The sequence below is a fragment of the Rhizobium sullae genome (assembly GCF_900169785.1).
GTDB lineage: Bacteria > Pseudomonadota > Alphaproteobacteria > Rhizobiales > Rhizobiaceae > Rhizobium > Rhizobium sullae.
Map to the genome: position 1 here is coordinate 15,462 of NZ_FWER01000077.1, position 19,430 is coordinate 34,891.

The 19,430-nt window shown below is 59.2% G+C and carries 15 protein-coding genes and 1 pseudogene; 12 read left to right on the forward strand and 4 right to left on the reverse strand.

The features are described 5' to 3' along the window. Positions 1-505 precede the first annotated feature (505 nt). A complete protein-coding gene (locus BN1800_RS35910; protein ID WP_087005168.1) occupies positions 506-4,303 on the forward strand; it encodes a vitamin B12-dependent ribonucleotide reductase in 3,798 nt (1,265 codons plus the stop codon). A 485-nt stretch (positions 4,304-4,788) separates the two neighbouring features. Here BN1800_RS35910 and BN1800_RS35915 read toward each other — a convergent pair whose 3' ends face one another. Beyond that, positions 4,789-5,364: a peroxidase-related enzyme gene (locus BN1800_RS35915; protein WP_087005171.1), complete on the reverse strand. Its 576-nt coding sequence runs from the start codon at positions 5,362-5,364 to the stop codon at positions 4,789-4,791. Continuing rightward, positions 5,361-5,843: a CMD domain-containing protein gene (locus BN1800_RS35920; protein WP_087005174.1), complete on the reverse strand. Its 483-nt coding sequence runs from the start codon at positions 5,841-5,843 to the stop codon at positions 5,361-5,363. The genes BN1800_RS35915 and BN1800_RS35920 overlap by 4 nt, the downstream gene beginning before the upstream one ends. A 160-nt stretch (positions 5,844-6,003) precedes the next feature. On the opposite strand from BN1800_RS35920, the gene BN1800_RS35925 reads away from it, so the two are divergent. From BN1800_RS35925 to BN1800_RS35970, 11 genes are all read left to right on the forward strand, one after another. Next, positions 6,004-7,002, forward strand: coding sequence for a LysR family transcriptional regulator (locus BN1800_RS35925; protein ID WP_087005177.1), 999 nt, complete (start codon positions 6,004-6,006; stop codon positions 7,000-7,002). Then, positions 6,999-8,471 (forward strand): NAD(P)-binding domain-containing protein, encoded by a 1,473-nt coding sequence (locus BN1800_RS35930; protein WP_087005180.1) that lies wholly within the window; start codon positions 6,999-7,001, stop codon positions 8,469-8,471. Before BN1800_RS35925 ends, BN1800_RS35930 begins: the two co-directional genes overlap by 4 nt. Next, positions 8,464-9,204: an amino acid ABC transporter ATP-binding protein gene (locus BN1800_RS35935; protein WP_087005183.1), complete on the forward strand. Its 741-nt coding sequence runs from the start codon at positions 8,464-8,466 to the stop codon at positions 9,202-9,204. The genes BN1800_RS35930 and BN1800_RS35935 overlap by 8 nt, the downstream gene beginning before the upstream one ends. Before the next feature lie 16 nt (positions 9,205-9,220). Then, a complete protein-coding gene (locus BN1800_RS35940; protein WP_087005186.1) occupies positions 9,221-10,045 on the forward strand; it encodes an amino acid ABC transporter substrate-binding protein in 825 nt (274 codons plus the stop codon). A gap of 56 nt (positions 10,046-10,101) precedes the next feature. Further along, complete coding sequence (locus BN1800_RS35945; RefSeq protein WP_027508810.1) at positions 10,102-10,809, forward strand: amino acid ABC transporter permease; 708 nt, start codon at positions 10,102-10,104, stop codon at positions 10,807-10,809. Positions 10,810-10,828: 19 nt separating this feature from the next. Beyond that, positions 10,829-11,521 (forward strand): amino acid ABC transporter permease, encoded by a 693-nt coding sequence (locus BN1800_RS35950; RefSeq protein WP_087005188.1) that lies wholly within the window; start codon positions 10,829-10,831, stop codon positions 11,519-11,521. A gap of 370 nt (positions 11,522-11,891) precedes the next feature. Further along, positions 11,892-12,071, forward strand: a complete 180-nt coding sequence (locus BN1800_RS44275) for an SH3 domain-containing protein (RefSeq protein ID WP_179213986.1) — start codon at positions 11,892-11,894, stop codon at positions 12,069-12,071. A 279-nt stretch (positions 12,072-12,350) separates the two neighbouring features. After that, positions 12,351-13,379: an endonuclease/exonuclease/phosphatase family protein gene (locus BN1800_RS35955; RefSeq protein ID WP_143534221.1), complete on the forward strand. Its 1,029-nt coding sequence runs from the start codon at positions 12,351-12,353 to the stop codon at positions 13,377-13,379. Positions 13,380-13,406: 27 nt separating this feature from the next. Continuing rightward, positions 13,407-15,023, forward strand: coding sequence for a right-handed parallel beta-helix repeat-containing protein (locus BN1800_RS35960; RefSeq protein ID WP_087005194.1), 1,617 nt, complete (start codon positions 13,407-13,409; stop codon positions 15,021-15,023). Continuing rightward, the gene (locus tag BN1800_RS35965; protein WP_087005197.1) at positions 15,020-16,243 is read left to right on the forward strand and encodes a serine hydrolase domain-containing protein; all 1,224 of its coding nucleotides are present in this window, start codon (positions 15,020-15,022) and stop codon (positions 16,241-16,243) included. The genes BN1800_RS35960 and BN1800_RS35965 overlap by 4 nt, the downstream gene beginning before the upstream one ends. Before the next feature lie 337 nt (positions 16,244-16,580). Further along, complete coding sequence (locus tag BN1800_RS35970) at positions 16,581-18,266, forward strand: adenylate/guanylate cyclase domain-containing protein (protein WP_244564779.1); 1,686 nt, start codon at positions 16,581-16,583, stop codon at positions 18,264-18,266. Between the two features lie 173 nt (positions 18,267-18,439). Here the strand turns inward: BN1800_RS35970 and BN1800_RS35975 are convergent. Both BN1800_RS35975 and BN1800_RS35980 read right to left on the reverse strand, forming a co-directional pair. Continuing rightward, positions 18,440-18,590, reverse strand: a pseudogene (locus BN1800_RS35975) (ATP-binding protein); the annotation flags it as partial. Positions 18,591-18,629: 39 nt separating this feature from the next. After that, on the reverse strand, positions 18,630-19,430 hold an 801-nt coding region (locus tag BN1800_RS35980; protein ID WP_087005202.1), incomplete at its 5' end, for a nucleotidyltransferase and HEPN domain-containing protein.

Below are 19,430 nucleotides of genomic sequence, written 5' to 3' on the forward strand. Positions count from 1 at the left end.
CGTCGCTTCTCAGATGCGCGAGGCCCGCAAAGCCTTGAAATTCAGAGCTTTCAGGCTTTTCCCCAGTCTTCACAGGGCCATCCACAATATGTTGTGGTGAACACTTCGTTAAAAACCACCCCTTGACGGAATCGCCCATTTCTCACTTAATGGTTTCCGATGTTGCGGCGGCAACTGGACCGGGTTTAACGAGGCCGGTTCTTTTCAAAATTCGAGCGTGGAATCAGGGTGTTGCATCCATGATGGATGGCAGCCGTGAGGGGACTTGCGCGCGATTTTTGGCCTCCAAAAAAGTGACATCCGGGGCTGGCGATAATAAGCTGTTAATACTATATTTAGTGTTTGCAGCCACCATCACCACTAGATACAGGGAAAGACATCTCCGGATGACACTCCTGTGACGGTACGGAAGACGAGAACTGGCTGCGCACCTTCCGGTGCTGCCGGATGAGAAAACTTGCGCCTTGGTCGACGGGGATGGGGCGCGCTAACAGAGGTCAAGGACATGCGCATAGAACGCCGTTTCACAAAGGCAGGCCAGAGCGCTTATGCGGACATCGAATTCCGCAAGGCGACGAGCGAGATCAAGAACCCGGACGGTTCGATCGTCTTCCGCCTTGAGAACATCGACGTTCCGACGCAGTTCTCCCAGGTCGCGGCCGACATCCTGGCCCAGAAGTACTTCCGCAAGGCCGGCGTTCCGGCAAAGCTGAAGAAGGTCGAGGAAAACGACGTTCCTTCCTTCCTGTGGCGCTCGGTTGCCGATGAAGCCGCCCTCAAGGAACTGCCGAAGGATCAGCAGTACGGCTCCGAAATCGACGCGCGCCAGGTCTTCGACCGTCTGGCCGGCACCTGGACCTACTGGGGCTGGAAGGGCGGCTACTTCTCGTCCGAGGAAGATGCCTCAGCCTTCCGCGACGAACTTGCCTACATGCTCGCCACGCAGCGCGTCGCTCCCAACTCCCCGCAGTGGTTCAACACTGGCATGCATTGGGCCTACGGCATCGACGGCCCCGGCCAGGGCCATTTCTATGTCGATCCCTTCACCGGCAAGCTGACGAAGTCGAAGTCGGCCTATGAGCACCCGCAGCCGCATGCCTGCTTCATCCAGTCCGTCGAGGACGACCTCGTCAACGAAGGCGGCATCATGGATCTCTGGGTCCGCGAGGCGCGTCTCTTCAAATACGGCTCCGGTACCGGCTCAAACTTCTCGTATCTGCGCGGCGAAGGCGAAAAGCTTTCAGGCGGCGGCCGCTCCTCCGGCCTGATGAGCTTCCTGAAGATCGGCGACCGTGCAGCCGGCGCCATCAAGTCCGGCGGTACGACGCGTCGTGCGGCCAAGATGGTGGTCGTCGATATCGACCATCCAGATATCGAGGAGTACATCAACTGGAAGGTCAAGGAAGAGCAGAAGGTCGCGGCCCTCGTCACCGGCTCCAAGATCGTCGCCAAGCACCTGAAGGCGATCATGAAGGCCTGCTTCAACTGTGAAGGCGGCGCCGATTCCGATTGCTTCGACCCGGCCAAGAACCCCGCCCTGAAGCGCGAAATCCGCGCCGCCAAGAAGGACCAGGTTCCGGAAAACTACGTCCAGCGCGTCATCCAGTTCGCCCGCCAGGGTTATAAGGATATGGAGTTCAAGACCTATGATACGGATTGGGATAGCGAAGCCTACCTCACCGTTTCTGGCCAGAACTCCAACAACTCCGTCTCGATCCGCGACGACTTCCTGCGTGCCGTCGAAGCAGATGGCGACTGGAACCTGACGGCCCGCAAGGACGGCAAGGTCATGAAGACGCTGAAGGCCCGCGACCTCTGGGAGACGATCTCCTACGCCGCCTGGGCATCGGCCGATCCGGGCCTGCACTTCAACACGACGATGAACGACTGGCACACGAGCCCGGCCGCCGGCCCGATCCGCGCCTCCAACCCGTGCTCCGAATACATGTTCCTCGACGACACGGCCTGCAACCTTGCCTCGCTGAACCTCATGCAGTTCAAGGATGCGGGCACCAAGCGCATCAACATCGCCGACTACGAGCATGCCGTGCGCCTCTGGAGCGTCGTGCTCGAAGTCTCCGTGATGATGGCACAGTTCCCGTCGCGTCGCATCGCCGAACTCTCCTACGAATACCGTACGATTGGCCTCGGCTACGCCAACATCGGCGGCCTGCTGATGTCGTCGGGCATTCCCTATGACAGCGATGAAGCCCGCGCCATCGCCGGCTCGCTGACGGCGATCATGACCGGCATTTCCTACGCCACCTCGGCGGAAATGGCCGCCGAACTCGGACCGTTCCCGATGTTTGCGCCGAACCGCGAAAACATGCTGCGCGTCATCCGCAACCATCGCCGCGCCGCCTATGGCGAGACCTCCGGCTATGAGGGCCTTTCGATCAACCCGGTCGCCCTCATCCACTCCGAAAACCCGGATCAGGATCTCGCAGCGCATGCCAAGAGCGCCTGGGACAAGGCTCTCGAACTCGGCGAGAAGCACGGCTACCGCAATGCCCAGGCAACCGTTATCGCGCCGACCGGCACGATCGGCCTCGTCATGGATTGCGACACGACCGGCATCGAGCCCGACTTCGCGCTCGTCAAGTTCAAGAAGCTCGCCGGCGGCGGCTACTTCAAGATCATCAACCGCGCCGTTCCCGAAGCATTGCGCACGCTCGGCTACTCCGAAAGCCAGATCGCCGAGATCGAAGCCTATGCCGTCGGCCACGGCAACCTCAACCAGGCGCCCGCCATCAACCCCTCGACGCTGAAGACCAAGGGCTTCACCGACGAGAAGGTGGAGGCCGTCAATGCGGCTCTTAAGTCCGCCTTCGACATCAAGTTCGTCTTCAACCAGTGGACGCTTGGGCTCGACTTCTTGAAGGGCACGCTGAAGGTTTCCGACGAGCAGCTTGCCGACATGAGCTTCAACCTGCTCGACCATATGGGCTTCTCGAAGAAGGACATCGAGGCTGCGAACATCCATGTTTGCGGTGCGATGACGCTGGAAGGCGCGCCATTCCTGAAGAATGAGCACCTCGCCGTCTTCGATTGCGCCAATGCCTGCGGCAAGATCGGCAAGCGCTACCTCTCGGTCGAAAGCCATATCCGCATGATGGCGGCCGCCCAGCCCTTCATCTCAGGTGCGATCTCCAAAACGATCAATATGCCGAACGATGCAACGGTCGACGATTGCAAGAGCGCCTACATGCTCTCCTGGAAGCTCGGCCTGAAGGCCAACGCGCTTTATCGCGACGGCTCGAAGCTGTCGCAGCCGCTGAACTCTTCGCTGATCGAGGACGAAGGCGACGAGGACTCGCTGGAGGAACTGCTGGCCCAGCCGGCTGCCGCCCAGGCCGTCACCGTCACCGAAAAGATCATCGAACGCGTGATCGAAAAGGTCGTGCGCAGCCAGGAAAAGCTGCCGGGCCGCCGCAAGGGCTATACCCAGAAGGCAAAGATCGGCGGTCACACGATCTTCCTGCGCACCGGCGAATATGACGACGGCCGCCTCGGCGAAATCTTCCTCGACATGAACAAGGAAGGTTCGGCCCTTCGCGCCTTCATCAACAACTTCGCGATCTCGGTCTCGCTCGGTCTGCAGTACGGCGTGCCGCTCGAAGAATATGTCGATGCCTTCACCTTCACGAAGTTCGAGCCGGCGGGCATCGTCACCGGCAATGACGCGATCAAGAACGCGACGTCGATCCTGGACTACGTGTTCCGCGAACTCGCCATCTCCTATCTCGGCCGCCACGACCTGGCGCATGTCGATACGTCGGACTTCAACAACACGGCGCTTGGCCGCGGCGTGTCGGAAGGCAAGGCGGACATCGTCTCCAAGGGCCTGACCCGCGGCTATAAGCCGACGCTGGTTTCCGGCACCGGGGCCGAGCGTTCAGCATCGGAGATCAAGGGTGCTGCAACCGCCGCTCCTGCCCGCGCCTCGTCCGGCGCGACGATTACCGCGATTGCCGGCAACACCGTGCGCAAGCTCGAAGCCGTCGCCGCCCCCTCCGAAGTCGTCGCCTTCAAGCGCGATTACGAGGAACGCGCCAAGGAACTGGCGGAGGAAATCGCCGAAGAGCTCGTCGAGGAATCCGGCGCGCTCTTCACCGACACCGCCGCAGCCGACGCAGCCTCTGCCAAGACCGAAGCCAAGAAGGTCGAAGCCGAACGCCGCGCGCGCTCCATCATGCAGGGCTACACGGGCAATATGTGCACCGAGTGCCAGAACTTCACGATGGTACGGAATGGCACCTGCGAGAAATGCGATACGTGCGGCGCGACCAGCGGGTGCAGCTGATTTCTGTGAACATCTACTGTTTGTTGTCTGAGAAACCCAAGTTGGTTCTGGCCAAACACCGCCAAAACTGGCCATCTTGAAGCCGAAACTGGCCAACTGCATAAAACACAATTCCAGGCACTGTAGGGTGCCTGGAATTTTGCATTGGAGGCGAGCCGAGGTCTTCGGCTGTCAGTGGTGGCAAGGATGCGATGGCGACAAGCGCAAAACTCGCGAGGTTCATCACCCGCGGGTATAGCGGCGGAAGAGTATGTTGTTCATGCGAAGTCCGAGGTTGCCTGTTCGTCTCTGTCAGGATGCGGCAAGTGGGCCAATCAACCAATAGTGGGTTGCACCCTCGCTCGTGGTAACGAGGAAGTCGGTCCAATAGGAGTCGTCGCCGAACCAGCACTTCATGGCACGGCGTTACATGTAGACTCGATCAGGTTGCCGAACTTCTGCTCCTCGGCCTCCACCAACCACCACCAACCGACACCGCAATCATCTTAATCTTTCATCGGCTCGCCGAGCGTATGCATCAAGCGGTTAGCCCAGCCGAAGATGGCAGACGAGAGGACGAGATCGACAGCCTCGAGTTCGTCGAGCCCGACGTCAGCCAGCGCCTGCGCGTCGGCCGCGGTCGCCTCGGCCGGCGTCGTCGACAGCCGTGCCGAGAAGTCGAAGATTGCTTGCAGATGCTCATCGAATTCTGCCTCGAGACCGTCGGCGAACACGGCGTCGATGACATCTGTGCGTTTCGTCAGGTTGTTGAACCGGGATGCGTGGACGGCGGCGCAGTAGACGCAGCGGTTGACGACGGACGCGGCGACGGCGCCCAGCTCGCGTTCGCTCGATGCCAATCCGTCTTTTCCGTACATGATCAGGTTGAACAGGGGCGAGCGGACCGCGAGCGTCTCGGGGTCGTGCGCCAGGGTGAGCACATAGGGCGAGATGCCCTTGTTGGACGGCGTCGTCTGCATCGCCGCGTGCTGCTCGTCGGTGGCGGTCGCGAAATCGACCGGAACGACATAGGGCTGCCAGCGCGGCACAGTCGTAGTGAAGGTGTGGACGACCTCGCTCATCGCATTTCTCCAAGCAGCTTCAGGCCGGCTAGAACGCGGACCTGGTAGTTGACGAAGGCCGCAAGCTCCGCGAGCCGGACGATGTCGGCATCGGTTACGCCGACCTGGCGCAAGGCCTCGATATGCGCTCGCGTCGCATCGCGTGGCGCGACCGTCAGCCGGTCGGCATGACGGACGATCTCCGCGATACGCGGGTCCGCCACGTTCGTGTCGGGCTCGGCGAGTAAGGCCCTCGCCGGTTCGTCAGCACGGGCGACCAGGGTGTCATAGTGGCTTGCGAGAGCGGTGTTGTGGTTGTGGCGCGACATTCGTGCGGCGAGTGCGGCCCTGAGGCCGTAGGACAGTCCGCCGGGATCGCGTGGTAGAAGCACGGCGTCGTGTGCGGCCTCGCTGAGGCGCAAGATCTCTGCGCGCTTCTCCATGGCTTGCGCGAGCGCGGAGCCCGGTCTTGCGGAGACGAGGGTTTCTATGAGTGTCAAAACAGGGTCCTCAGTACATCAAAGGCATGCGGTCTAGGTAGGCGCGCCACCCAATCATGTCAATTGGTGATGATATGTCGCGTATGATGCAGAATATTTATCTATTGACGGTCGTCAAATAAGAAATCTCATGCTTTACTGACATAAAGGAGGATGTTTGATGTCCATTATGCATTCTAACTCTTTCGATATTCGGCAACTCGAAGCCTTTGCAGCGGTGATGTCCGCCGGCAGCGTGACCGGCGCGGCGCGGCTGCTTGGTCGATCGCAGCCGGCGGTGACCAGGCTCATCCAGGATCTGGAAGCCGACATCGGCTATGCCCTCTTGCACCGAAGCGGACCTCGCATCACCCCGACGGCGCGCGGCCTACTGTTTCACGCCGAGGTGGAGCGCCATCTCGCAAGCCTCACCCACATCCGCGAACGGGCGAATGCCATCGGTCTCGACGAGCCGGCGTCGCTAACGATCGCGGCCACGCCGTCGCTTGCGGCCGGCGTTCTGCCGCAGGCGATCGCGAACGTCGCGCCGGGTCTCATTCCACGCCACCTTCATGTGCAGGCGCTCGCGGCCGAGAATGTCGTGCAGGCCGTGCTCGCCCGCTCGGCGGACTTCGGGATCGCAAGCCTGCCGCTGGAGCATCCCGGCCTCGACGTGCACTGGGTCGCCGAAGCGCCGTGCGTCGTCGCTCTCGCCGCGGATGATCCGCTCGCCGGTGATGGCGTCGTGCGGCTCGGCGATCTCTCCGAGCGCCGGATCATCACCTTGGCGAACCCATATCGTCTGCGCCACCGCGTCGACGAGGCGCTTGAACGGGCTGGCATCGTGCCGGGGCGGATGATCGACGTCAACGCCTCGATGACGGCCCTGACGATGGTCCGCGCCGGCCTGGGAGTTGCCATCGTCGAACCGGCCACCGTCGTTGGCGTTCCGCTCGAGGGCATCGTGATGCGCGTTATCGACCAGACAATACCCTTCGTATTTGGCGCGATCTCGCCTGCAGCACTGCCGATGACCCCGACCGTCGCGGCACTGATCGACGCAGCCCGCGCCGTCGGTCTTGCGATGCCCGGTTGCCGACTGCATGACTCGGGCGGCGTCGAGGCCTTGGCCGACACCGTGTATGGACAGACTCCACTGCCTGAGGGAGTTCCGTCATGAGCGACCTGTCCTCGTTGCCTCAAGGACTCGACGCGCTCGAGACCCGCCTGAAACAGGATCTTGCCTGGCTGGAGTTGCCCGCGAAGTCCTGGATTCCTCCTCGCGAAGTCGACGGCAAGAGGGTCGTCGACGTCGTCATCATTGGCGGCGGCATGGCCGGGCTTGTCGCATCCGGCATGCTGAAGCGGCTCGGCGTCGCGAACCACGTCGTGCTCGACAAGGCGTCCGCTGGCCAGGAAGGTCCGTGGGTCACCTTCGCGCGGATGCGAACACTCCGCTCCCCCAAGCAGTTGACCGGACCGGCGATGGGGCTGCCGGCTCTTACGTTCCGCGCCTATTACGAGGCCCGCTACGGCAACGAAGCCTGGGTTGTTCTCGACCGCGCGCCGCGCGAGATCTGGATGGACTACCTGATCTGGTACCGCCGGGTGCTTGAGCTCCCGGTGTGCAACGGGATATCGGTCGACGCGATTCTCCCTCGCGAGGACGGAATGCTCGACCTCGTTTGCCGTCAGCGTGACAGAACAGAAATCATGATCGCGCGCCACGTGGTGCTGGCGACAGGCCGCGACGGCCTGGGTGGCCCGTATCTACCTCCTATCGCCGACGACATCGATCGAAATTTCTGGGCTCATACCGCCGACGAGATCGACTTCGCCGCACTCCGTGGAAAGCGGGTCGGCGTCGTCGGAGCCGGCGCGTCGGCGATGGACAATGCCGCCACGGCGCTTGAAGCCGGCGCCGCGCGCCTCGACATGTTCGTGCGTCGTAAGGAGCTGCCGCGGATCAACAAGTTCACCGGCATCGGCAGCCAGGGGGTGGTGCATGGATTTGCGGGCCTTCCCGACGAGTGGAAGTGGCGGTTCCTGAACTACGCCATGGGCCAGCAGACACCGCCGCCACGGCCGAGCGTCCTGCGCGTCAGCGCCTTCCCGCAGGCCCGTCTCCACCTGGAAAGCCCCATAAGCGAGCTGAAGCAGATCGGCGACCATCTCGTCGTGGCGACGCCGAAAGGACGCTATCCGGTCGATTTCCTGATCTTCGGAACCGGCTTCAAGATCGACCTGGCCAACCGGCCCGAACTTGCCGCCGTCGCACCGTATATCCGCCTATGGCGCGACCGTTTCCCGACGCCGGCCGGAATGCCTAACGCGGAACTCGAAGGCTCGCCCGATCTTGGAGATGCGTTCGAATTCCTCGAGACGGAACCCGGCGCCTGCCCGGCGCTGGCGAAGATCCACTGCTTCAATTTCCCGGCGACGCTGAGCCACGGCAAGCTCACCGGTGACATTCCAGCGATCAGCGAAGGTGCCGACCGGCTCGCGCGCGGCATCGTCAAGGCGTTGTTCGTCATCGACCGCGAGCGTCATTTCGCCGACCTCCAGGCGTTCGATACGCCCGAGCTGCTCGGAGACGAATGGGTCGATGCCGAGACCACAACCGAAAAGGACACCAAACTGAATGCTTGAGCTCAAGAACCTAAAGCTGTCCTACGGAACGACGCAGATTCTCAACGGCGTCGATCTCTCCGTGAAGCGCGGAGACGTGGTGTCGATCATCGGCCCAAGCGGTACCGGCAAGACGACGCTGCTGAAGTGCATCAACTACCTGGTAAAGCCGGCGTCCGGCACCATCGCGTTCGATAGGCTCAAGATGGACTACCAGCGCCCGGACAACACCGCGATACAGGCGATCCGGCTCCGGACGGCCATGGTCTTCCAGCAGTTTAACGTCTTCAAGAACATGACGGTCGTTCAGAACGTGATGGATCCGCTCGTGGTCGTGCAGCGCAAGTCAAAGGACGAGGCGCGGGCGATCGCCCTGCAGGAGCTCGATCGGGTAGGTCTCTCCGACAAGCTGGACAGCTACCCGTCCCAGCTCTCCGGTGGCCAGCTCCAGCGGACCGGCATCGCGCGGGCGCTCGCGGTCAAACCGGACGTGATGCTCTTCGACGAACCCACGTCGTCGCTCGATCCCGAACTCGTCGGCGAAGTTCTTAGGGTGATCAAGGACGTCACGTCGTCGGGGATCACCTCGCTGCTCGTCACCCACGAGATGCAGTTCGCAAAGAACATCTCGAACCGCATCGTCTTCATGGATCGGGGCGTCGTCGCCGCCGACGGCAGCCCGACCGAGATCTTCGACGCGCCGTCGAATCCACGCCTTGCCCAATTCCTCAATTCCGAGCTTGCAATCCAGTAGAGAAAGGATGCCTGACATGCCTTCTATTAAGTCAACTTCCCGCCGTACTTTCGGCCTCGCCGTAGCCGGCGTCGCATTCGCTCTCGCAACGGCTGGCGTATCCCATGCCCAGGACGTGCGCACCATCAAGATCGCGACGGCAGCCGAATCCAAGCCGCTGTCCTGGGGTGCGATTGGCGTCGAGCCGCAGGGCTACGAGCCCGACGTCCTGAAAGCCATCAACGCGAAGCTGCCCCAGTACAAGTTCGCGATGGAAGGCGCCGCCGACATCGCTCAGGAGACGGGCCTCGTCACTGGCAAGTACGACATCGCGACCGGCGGCTACTACCGTGCGCCCGCTCGCGAAAAGCAGTTTCTTATTCCGGAGAGCCCGATTGGCGCCAGCCTGATCAAGATCTATAGCCGCAAAGACAGCGGCATCAACGAGATGAAGGACCTCGTCGGCAAGAAAATCGTGCCCGTCACTGCCGGCGGCGGCATCTACAAGTTCGCCACGGCGTGGCAGGAACAGAACCCCGACCATAAGATCGAGATCACCGCTTCCAGCGCCGGCATTCCATATCCGGATCGCCTGAAGGAGGTCCAGAACGGCAAGTACGACGCGCTGGTTCTGCCGTCCAACCTTGGCGAGCAGACGGTCATCGACCAGCAGAAGCTCGACATCAAGGCGAGCGAGCCCGTCGCTATCAACAACACCTTCGTCCTGATCCACCGCTCCGAGGAGAACAAGGCCCTCTCCGAAGGCATCGACAAGGCGCTGAAGGAACTCAAGGCCGACGGCACGCTCGCCAAACTCTCGCAGAAATGGTTCGGCGAGGACATCACCACGTACATGAAGTAACGCTCGGTTGAGACACCGGCGATCAGGCCCAAGACTGAAAGAAGGAGTGTTCCGAAGTGGACCTATCCATAATGATCCCAGAGCTGCTATCGGCGCTGCCGCTGACGCTTGCGATCACGTTCACGGCCATGATCGCCGGCTTCGTGCTGGCCTTAATTGCGACGACCTTCCGGGTGCGCAGGACGCCGGTGGTCAGCCAATTTGCCGACCTTTACGTGTCCTATGCCCGCAGCGTCCCCGTCGTGCTCCAGTTGTTCGTCGCCTTTTACGGGCTTCCGTTGGTGGTTGACCTGTTCGATGTCGAGGACTTCGTGTCCCCTAACGTGGCGGCGATGGTCGGCCTCAGCCTCTACCATGGAGGATATCTCTCGGAGGTTCTACGGCCAGCGTATCTCGCCGTAGAACGAGGTCAGCACGACGCCGCGGACAGTCTCGGATACACGTTCCGTCAAAAGATCCTTCGCGTCGTCGGGCCGCAGGCCGTGCATATCGCCCTGCCCGGCTACGGCAACGCGATCATCTACCTGATCCACAACGTCGCGCTCGTCATGTACATCGGGGCCGCGGACGTGATGGCGACCGCCCATCTCGTCATGGAGCGGGACTACAACCAGTACCAGTTTGAGACCTATCTCGTACTGGCGGTGATCTATTCGCTGCTGTGCCTCGTGGCATGGCTCGTCGTCCGCTTCTTCGAGATGCGGAACTCGAAGTTCGCGCCAGCGGCCACGCCGGCCAAGGTTACCATGATGGCAAGCGTCTGATCAAAGAGGAGGTCATCACATGTTCGATTCCGAAGTTCTTCTACCCGATCTCTGGGACATCCTTGGCGCGGTTCCCGTGACGCTCGCCATGGCGCTTGCGATTTTCGTCCTCTCGACGATCGTAGGCAGCCTGTTTGCGATGGTCGAGTATCGGCGGGTATCAATGCTGCGGGAGCTCGTCGTTGCCTACAAGGTCGCCTTCAAGGGCGTCCCGATGGTGATCGTGATCTTCCTCGCCTACTACGGTCTTCCACCGGCCCTACAGTTCCTGGCCTCGTTGATCGGGATCGAGTTCAACGGTCACGCGACGCCGAACTGGGTCACGCTCATTGTTGCATTGACCACCTGTGTCGCGGCTTTCCAGGCGGAAGTCGTGAAAGGCGCTCTGAACTCCTTTGACACCGGTCAGGCGGACGCGGCCTACTCGTTGGGCTACAAACGCAGCCAATTGTTCCGCCGGGTCATGCTTCCCCAGGTGATCGTATCGGCAATCCCGGACCTCGCCAACTCGTTCATGGTGATCATGAAGGCGCTCTCTCTTGGGTTTGCCATCGAAGTCGTCGATATCTTTGCGCAGTCGCAACTGACCGCCGCGCTGAATTTTTACTACCTCGAAGCCTTCTTGATCGCGGTCGTCGTCTACATGGTGATCGCCTATATCGTCACGCATGGCGCCGACCGGGTGGAAGCGGCCCTTAGGGCGCGGACCTAGGGAAGCCCGCGCGCCAGCATAGCGCATTGGGACGCCCGTGCAAATTAGATAACCACATGCTCGCTCCGAAGCTGGAGTAGTCCGAAGGATCGATCGCGAAGCCGCCATGGCAATAAACTCCCAGTCCTGTCCGTTCGGGACGCCTGTTTCGACTCTCCTTCATCGTTCTATCGGTGGCTGGGACGAACGCGGCCTCGCCTTCAGTTAATTTTGCGGCTGCGTTTCGGCTATGACGCTACCAACCACGTAGTTCCTTTCCGCCGGTTCGGCGGGGGAAACAAAAGAGGTTTCTTCGTCGCCTAGAATATTCGATGAACCGGCGCCGGTCGCCGGTGACGGAAATAGCTCTGCTGCTTCCGTCGAGCAGTTCGTGACAACGACCGACCTCAACTCCGCGAGGCGCCTGCCCCCCTACCTGAAGATAGAAACCCTTGGAAAAGGAAGCGAGTTGACGGTATTGGAAAGACAAGGAAAGTGGTGGCGCGTGAAGTCCGCTGCCTCCGGCGCGGAAGGTTGGATCAACGGGACCTTCGTAAAGCCGAAAACTTGAGCCGGATCATAAGGCTGGGGACAGGGTGCTCGCTCGGACCCGATCATCGCGCGTCCAATCTCTGCCAGCGTATAATACCAATTATAGTCTTGTCGCTTTGGTAGTTACAGCCTTGAGAAATTCACGTTAAGCGGGTATTATCGCCCAGCATCCAAAAATCTACATCGCATCCGCATTTCGCAAACTTGAGGGGTTATCGAAATGAACTGCTTGCGCTCGCTTCTTCTCGCGTCCGGTGCGTTGCTTGCAACCAATTCCTGGGCTGCCGACGTCAAAATAGTGTCCTGGAACATCGCCGCGTCACCTTACGAGAAGCTTCTCGTACGAGCGTCCGATTACAAAAAGATGGCGGACACCCTGTCCCCTGACGTGATCGTTTTGATTGAGCTGACCGGACGGCCCGACATCAAGGCAATCGCCGACGCCATCAGGTGGCCGACGTACTATGCAACCATGTCTGATGGTCAGGTTCAGGGCGACGAAATCCATGCCAGTTTGGAAGTTGGCGTCCTCTCGAAGATTCCGATCACATCCGTCATCGAGTTCGACCCCAAGCCCGAAGGCCACACTGTCCAGGTCTTCACGAACTCCAAGCCAGATGGCGACACCTCGATTCCGGTAAATGAGATGCCGCTGAAGGGCATCGACATGATGGGCTTGGCGGCTACCGATCGAGGAACATTGCGTGTTGACCTGGCAAACGGTCTGACCCTTTTCCCGGTTCATCTGAAATCCAATTCCAATGACGCTTGCTTTGCCGCAGGCGACGCAATCAAGGGTTTGAAAAAGCTCGACCTGCCTCCAGTCCCTGCCCTTCAAAGCATTCTGGACAATGGTTCAGACGTGAAGGCCAAGGCGGATAAGGACAACGCATTCAAGCGCGAGCGAGTGATAGCAGCGACCAAGGTGGTCGCCGACCAGGCGGTTGCTGATGGCCGTACGGTGTTGATCGCCGGGGATTGGAACACATCCTTCGAACCAGGCAAGTTTGGCCAGTCGTTCGACGATTGCCAACTGGCAGCCTTCTCCTGCGCGAAAGCGCCCTTTCCTGCCAGCACTTGTACGGGTGATGGCTTCGACGACACCTTCGCAATCATGACGGTGCCGCTGGCGGGTAGCCAAAAGTGGACAATGCTGACGAAGGACCTTGGCCGGACTTTCAAAGATACCGAATTCGCGGACAAAGCAATCGACCATATATCCGTTCCGGCCGCCCAAGCTGCGTCTTTTGCCGCGCCAAAAGTGGCATCGGATACATTCGGCTCCGATCACTTCCCAATTTTCACCGCCTGGACTGCCGGTCCCTGATCGACCGTTCGAACGGAGAAAACCAGTATGGGAAGAACGCGCAACGCACGCCCCGACAACGTGCACAGAAAGGTTCGACAACTTTCTGCGGGCGATAAGCTGCACTTGACAAAGGGGGACTATCGCAAGCCCATCGTACTGTCATCACTCGCCGGGAGCGAAGCTGACCCGGTCATCATCTGTGGGTCCGCTGCAGTCGTCGGACCGAAGGTCAAGTTTGAAGAATACAAAGAAACTGGCAACAGGCTCGCCGCCGCGCAAGAGGCCGGAGGTCGTTTCCCTGGTCTCTATTATCTTGCGGACAATGGCGCGTTTGTCCTGAAGAACTGCCAGTGGGTCACCATCGAGAACTTGCATTTCGAAGGCTGCTGGCCGACAGCGATCTATCTGGAGAACTGCCAGCACATTACCCTTCGCGGGCTAAAAATCAGCGGTGGGACCTTTGCGATAGGTGCAACGGGTATCAACACTCGGCATATACTGATCGTCGATTGTGATTGGGTGCAGGACCCCAGCGGAAATGGCTGGGAAATATGCGAGGCGATCCGTGCCGGACGAACAATCGAAAAAGAGCTGGAAGGTACTCCATCGCAGCTTTGGCGAGATATTGATTGGGAGCAAGTGCATGGCGAGCGTCAAGAAACGGGAAAGCCGGTCAACGTCGAGAGCGACGCGCGGGCGTACGACGGCGACTTCTTTCGTGCCTGGAGCATCGCAGGTTACGTCGTCATCAAAAACAACATCATCGCTGACGCCTTCAATGGGATTCACTTTTTCAACCAGGTGGCCGAGTCCATTGTCGAGAGCTGTTCGCGCAACGTCCTGATCGAAGGAAATTGGTTCGTTCGAATCCGAGACAATGCGATTGAACCCGAGCACTTTGCCTGGAATTGGACGATCCGACACAACACGATCATCGACTGCTATGTGCCATTTTCACTAGAAATGGCGCGGTCCGGCTATTTTTACATCTATGGAAACGTTGGATGGAATCTTCGAAAGCCGGGCCCTGACGACGACCAGCACACGAGGGGTCAGTTTTTCAAGTTCCCAACCGAACACATCGCAGACGGCCCCCACTACGTCTTCAACAACAGCTGGGTGCTGCGAGCACCCGTGGCGAAGAAGAAGCGCTTTTCCAGTTTTGTGCACGTCAACAACGCGATCGACTACTCCGAAAGCGATGCAGCGGTAACGGCCCCATTTGGCAAGAATTTCGGCGATCCCGCTCCAGCGGGGTCGCAAGAAGAAACCCTAATTTTTGAGAGTGAACACTTCACCAGGGCGTGGCAGCATCTCGGGATTATATTCGACGGTGACGTCATCCATCATCGGTCGTTCCCCGATGAGATACGTGCTGCCGGTTTTCTGGTCGGGACCGCAGCCAGTGGTCAATCACCTGAGTTCAAGGACAAAACACCGGGCTGCCCGGATGGCTTGAAGACTCGCGATCCGATTCCGGCAATATCTCTGACGGTACTCCTCCCCGACGACCGTGAACAAACAGCGGTCGATGAGAGAATGCATCAGGTAGGTGCCTGGCAAGGCGATGAACACCTATCGTTTGAAGAACCGGTTTTCTGGCAGTTTTGGCCCGGGCGCAAAAACCGACGAAGCAATGACTGCACGAGGGAGATTTCGTGAAATTGTGGCTTAGAAGTATTCTGGTCTTTACGCTCGCGGCAATTGCACCATTCGCAGCACCTGTCGCGAAAGAGCCGCCGAAAAATCTTCCGATTAATCCCCCGCCAAAGGCGTCTTTTCTGGGGCCGCTCCGTGACTCGCCCACAAACGTTCAGGCTTATTGCAGCTTAGAAAGTCGATGCAGGCTACAACAATACGTTCAGCAGATGGGTGTGTGTGCCCTTTTCGTTATCAAAGGCCGCACCATTCGCGTTGAAATGTACAACGAAAAAGAGATTTGCGGAGAAGGGGCGAACGGCCGGGATAAAGATTACGGCGTGGCCTCGATGGCGAAATCACTGACTTCAACGCTGCTCGGCCAGGTGCTGGCGGAAAAGTACCATCTGCGGACGCAGTCACAATTTGAAGCGGTTCTTAACCGGCGGGTCGGCAGCTTCCTTGGTCTCAGCGATAGGATGAAGCTCGCAGAGGGATATGCCACTGTCACGCTGGATCGGTTGCTCTCGATGCGGTCGGACATCCAGTGGCTCGAGACGGGGTCCCTTCCGATTTTCTCGGATTCGGTTATGTTCGACAATCAGGTTCGCCTGCCCCACCGCAAGCAGAGCCTTATCGGATTTGCGTCCAAATACAGAAGGCGTAGCGGCAATCCACCGGGACATTTTAACTACTCTGCACTGGACACCGCAATGGCGGTCCCGGTTGCAGTGAATCTGTCGTCGGTTCGCGCTCTCCTAAAAGCATTCGAGAAAGGTGTTTGGGCGAAGATCGGAGCTGCGCATCCCGCCAGCTGGAATGTCGATATCAACGGTGATCCCATCGGCCCGTGCTGCTTCAAAGCCAGGATCGATGACATGGCTCGCTTCGGGACGTTTGTCCTAGACAAGGGGCAAGGGAAAATACCTGCTGCGTGGTTCGATCTAGCGACCGCCCCACTCGACAGCCGGTTTGTCGGCCTTGAAGACGAGAGCAATCCGGCAGATGAAAGCTGCACACTTGGCTACGGTTATTTCTGGTGGCTGAGGAAGAACCGTCCGGATTATTTTGCATACGGTCGGTACGGGCAGTTCGTTCACATCTATCCGGAAGATGACGTTGTCGTTGTCCAGTTCTCGGACTGGAACGCCGTTCCCGTTGAGAAACATGCCAGGTGTATTGCCTTGAAAAGCCACGATGCCATCGTTCTTGGGCTTCGAGGTTGGAGATATCCTCCCAGTTAAGATTTTACCCGCGCCTGCACTGACCCCCGAAGGTTGCTGTCCAACTCTCGGGAGTCAGTTCACTCCTGCATCACGAGCTGGTGGAGCGGAGGAATTCGCTCCCCGATGTCCTTGCAACCATACCGCATTTCGAGGTGGTGCGCAGATTTGGTCGTCAGTTGGCAGCGGTCCCAATAACTGGAAGCCGAGGTAACATTTCGGGTTCGGTGCTGTACTTTCCATTTGCTTCCGCGTCAGCATGACATTGACGCCACAAGACTGTACATTCGGTTCGCAGCACTCCTCGTTTCCACGGGAATTGTCGCAGATGCCCTCCTCGCCCACCACCAGACGCCTCATGGCCATTTTGACGGCGGACGTTGTCGGCTACTCGCGCATGATGGAAGCAGACGAAGAAGGAACGCTGGCAAGCGTTAATGTCTTGCAGGAGGAGATACTGAAACCTCGGATCGTCAAGGGTGGTGGCCGGACGATCAAGCTCATGGGTGATGGCCTCCTTTCGATATTCGACAGCCCCGCGGTCGCCGTCTCGACGGCGTTGCAGGTTCAACACCTGCTAGCAAGCGAGGCCGTCGCTACCGTTGGGACTAAGCCAGTGAGAATTCGGATTGGTATAAACTTCGCCGAGGTGATGACGACGGATGACGATGTGTTCGGCGATGGCGTCAATGTCGCAGCGCGCCTGGAGCACCATGCATTACCCGATGGGGTGTGCATCTCGGAAACAACTTACGCCGCCCTACCCGAAGGATTGCAGCGGCTGTTTGCAGACGGAGGACTGCTACGCCTCAAGAATATTTCGAAGCCGGTGCATGCCTGGCACTGGCCTCGAGCTCCTGCAAAAGAGCAACTGGTCAGAACCGTCGTTGCCGTCCTTCCCTTTCAAAACGCGGCGACAGGCGCAGATGAATTTATGGTGGATGGCTTCACCGAAGACATCATCTCCGGTCTTGCGAGATTCAGGAGCCTGTCCGTCATTGCGGCGTCCTCAGCGTTTGCTTTCCGCGACCGTTCGGAGGATTTAAAGGAGGTTGGACGCAAGCTTGCTGCCACCTATCTCGTTACAGGCAACATGCGTCAGTCGCAAGACGAGGTCCGGATCGCGGTGCGGATGATCCAGGCCGACACGGAGCGATTGGTCTGGTCAGAAAAATATCAACGCCGAGCCTCGGATGTCTTCAGCATTCAGGATGACATCGTGAGAATGATCGTCGCCAATCTAGTGGGGCAGATCGAGAGCGCTGATTATCGAGAGTCCATCCGAAGGCCACCGGCCAGCCTCGCTGCATACGAATTTTATCTGCGAGGGCTAGTGCATCTCAGAGGCTATGAGCCGGACGACAACGTTAAAGCTGTGGAAATGTTCGAAGCTGCCGTTGCGGGCGACGGGGGCTTTGCGCTGGCACACGCTCATCTTGCATTGGCCCGGATCGCAGTCAGCGGCTATGCAAACGCACCGGAGGCTGTCCTTCGCGACGGCATCGCGCTCGCACGACATGCCGTAAAGCTGGACGAGGGAGAATCTGGCGCCCATCGTGTGCTTGGGCTTGCACATCTTTACCTAAAGGACTTTGAGAACTCCGAAAGAGAATTCCGTTTGGCGTATAAGCTTAATCCCAGTGACGCCAATGCTTTGGTACAGCTCGGCGGACTGCTGGCAAGGCGAAATCGTATAGACGAAGCGCTACCGTGGGTCGAAGAAGGGATGCGGCTCAACCCTTTCCCACCCCACTGGTATCACGCGGTACTGGGAAATCTTCTCTATTTTAAGGGCGACTACGAGCAGGCTTTAGCGGCGCTACGCCGGTTACCGAATCCCGGAAAATATACCAGCACTAGGATAGTCGCCTGCTTATCGATGGCGGGTCGCCTTCAAGAAGCTACCACGCTTGCCCAAAGCCTTCGCGAAAAGTATCAGGATCTAACTATCAGTGAATTTCTGGAGCGGGGGATCGTGGTCGAAACTGCCGAACAGACTGCTAAGTTCAGGCGAGGCCTGGTGGGAACTGGATTGCCGGAATAGGTACCGTGACACGACAAACGCGACGATTGAGCCCGAAGCGGCAATTACGGTCCGTCAATCAGCGCCGAACATTGACCCCTTTTACTTATCCAATTTTGATCAGCGCTTGGCCTGCCCGGTGCTGGCCGGGATTGCAGAGGGTTGGCCAAGTGCGGGTGAGAGTCGTCGTCGCGTTAGCCTTGAGAGCGGTTTTTGAAGCGCCATAGGGATTCGTTTCCGGTCTCGACGATCTCGCAGTGATGGGTCAGACGGTCGAGGAGCGTCGCCGAACACTGTCGGCCATTCTCCAAAAGCCGGGCTCGTCGTGACGATGATCGAGGTACGCATCGTGGGATGCCGACCTTCTTATTACAGGTTTGGCCGTCAGTTGGCGGCGCTTGCCTGCTCCAGTTCGGAAAGACGCTCCTTACAAATCGCCGCGACAATCTGATGCAAGTGTTCTGTCCGCTCAAGCAGCCAGCCAAGCGCCTCTTCGGTGATCTCGAAGTGCTTCGAGTATCGCGCCTTGACATAGGCTTCGTTGAGGATGTTGTACCAGGCGATGTAGCGGTGCTGGTCGCGCGGCCAGGCGTCGATGAGCCGGCGGTCCTGATCTTCAGCCAGCCCGCGGAGGAATTTCAGATTGTGCGACGGCGGGCTGTAGTTGGTCAACGTGAGAAGCAATGCAGAGTACGCCGACTCGACGGACTGGTGCAGTTCAAACGCCGCGAGATTAATGTCCCCTTCTGTACGGTAGAACTTGGCGCCCTTGATGAATGACGTCGAGTATCTGAAGATCCTCTCGAAATGCTCCTTGGCCACCCTATACGCATCGGTAGCGGAGAGCTTTCTAGGTTCGGCGAGGGGCCGGTCATCGAGCTCGTAGAGCACGATGCCCTCGCGCAGGATGTCGACGAAGAAATACTGGCCGTCGGCCAGGAAGTTGTTCACCTCCCTGGCGCCATGGACGATCAGTCCGACCGGGGTTTTGACCTGCTTGTCCCACATCAGCCGGTCGGTCGCTTTCTCCCAGTATTGTGGCTCCGCCAGCTGCTTGGAATTGACCAGCACCAGGATATCGTAGTCGGAGCGGTAGCCCTTCATCGTGTGCGGCTCGTCGACCCAGGTGCCGCGGCAATACGAACCGAAAAGCAGAATCTTTAAGATCCGGCCGCGCTTCTTGAA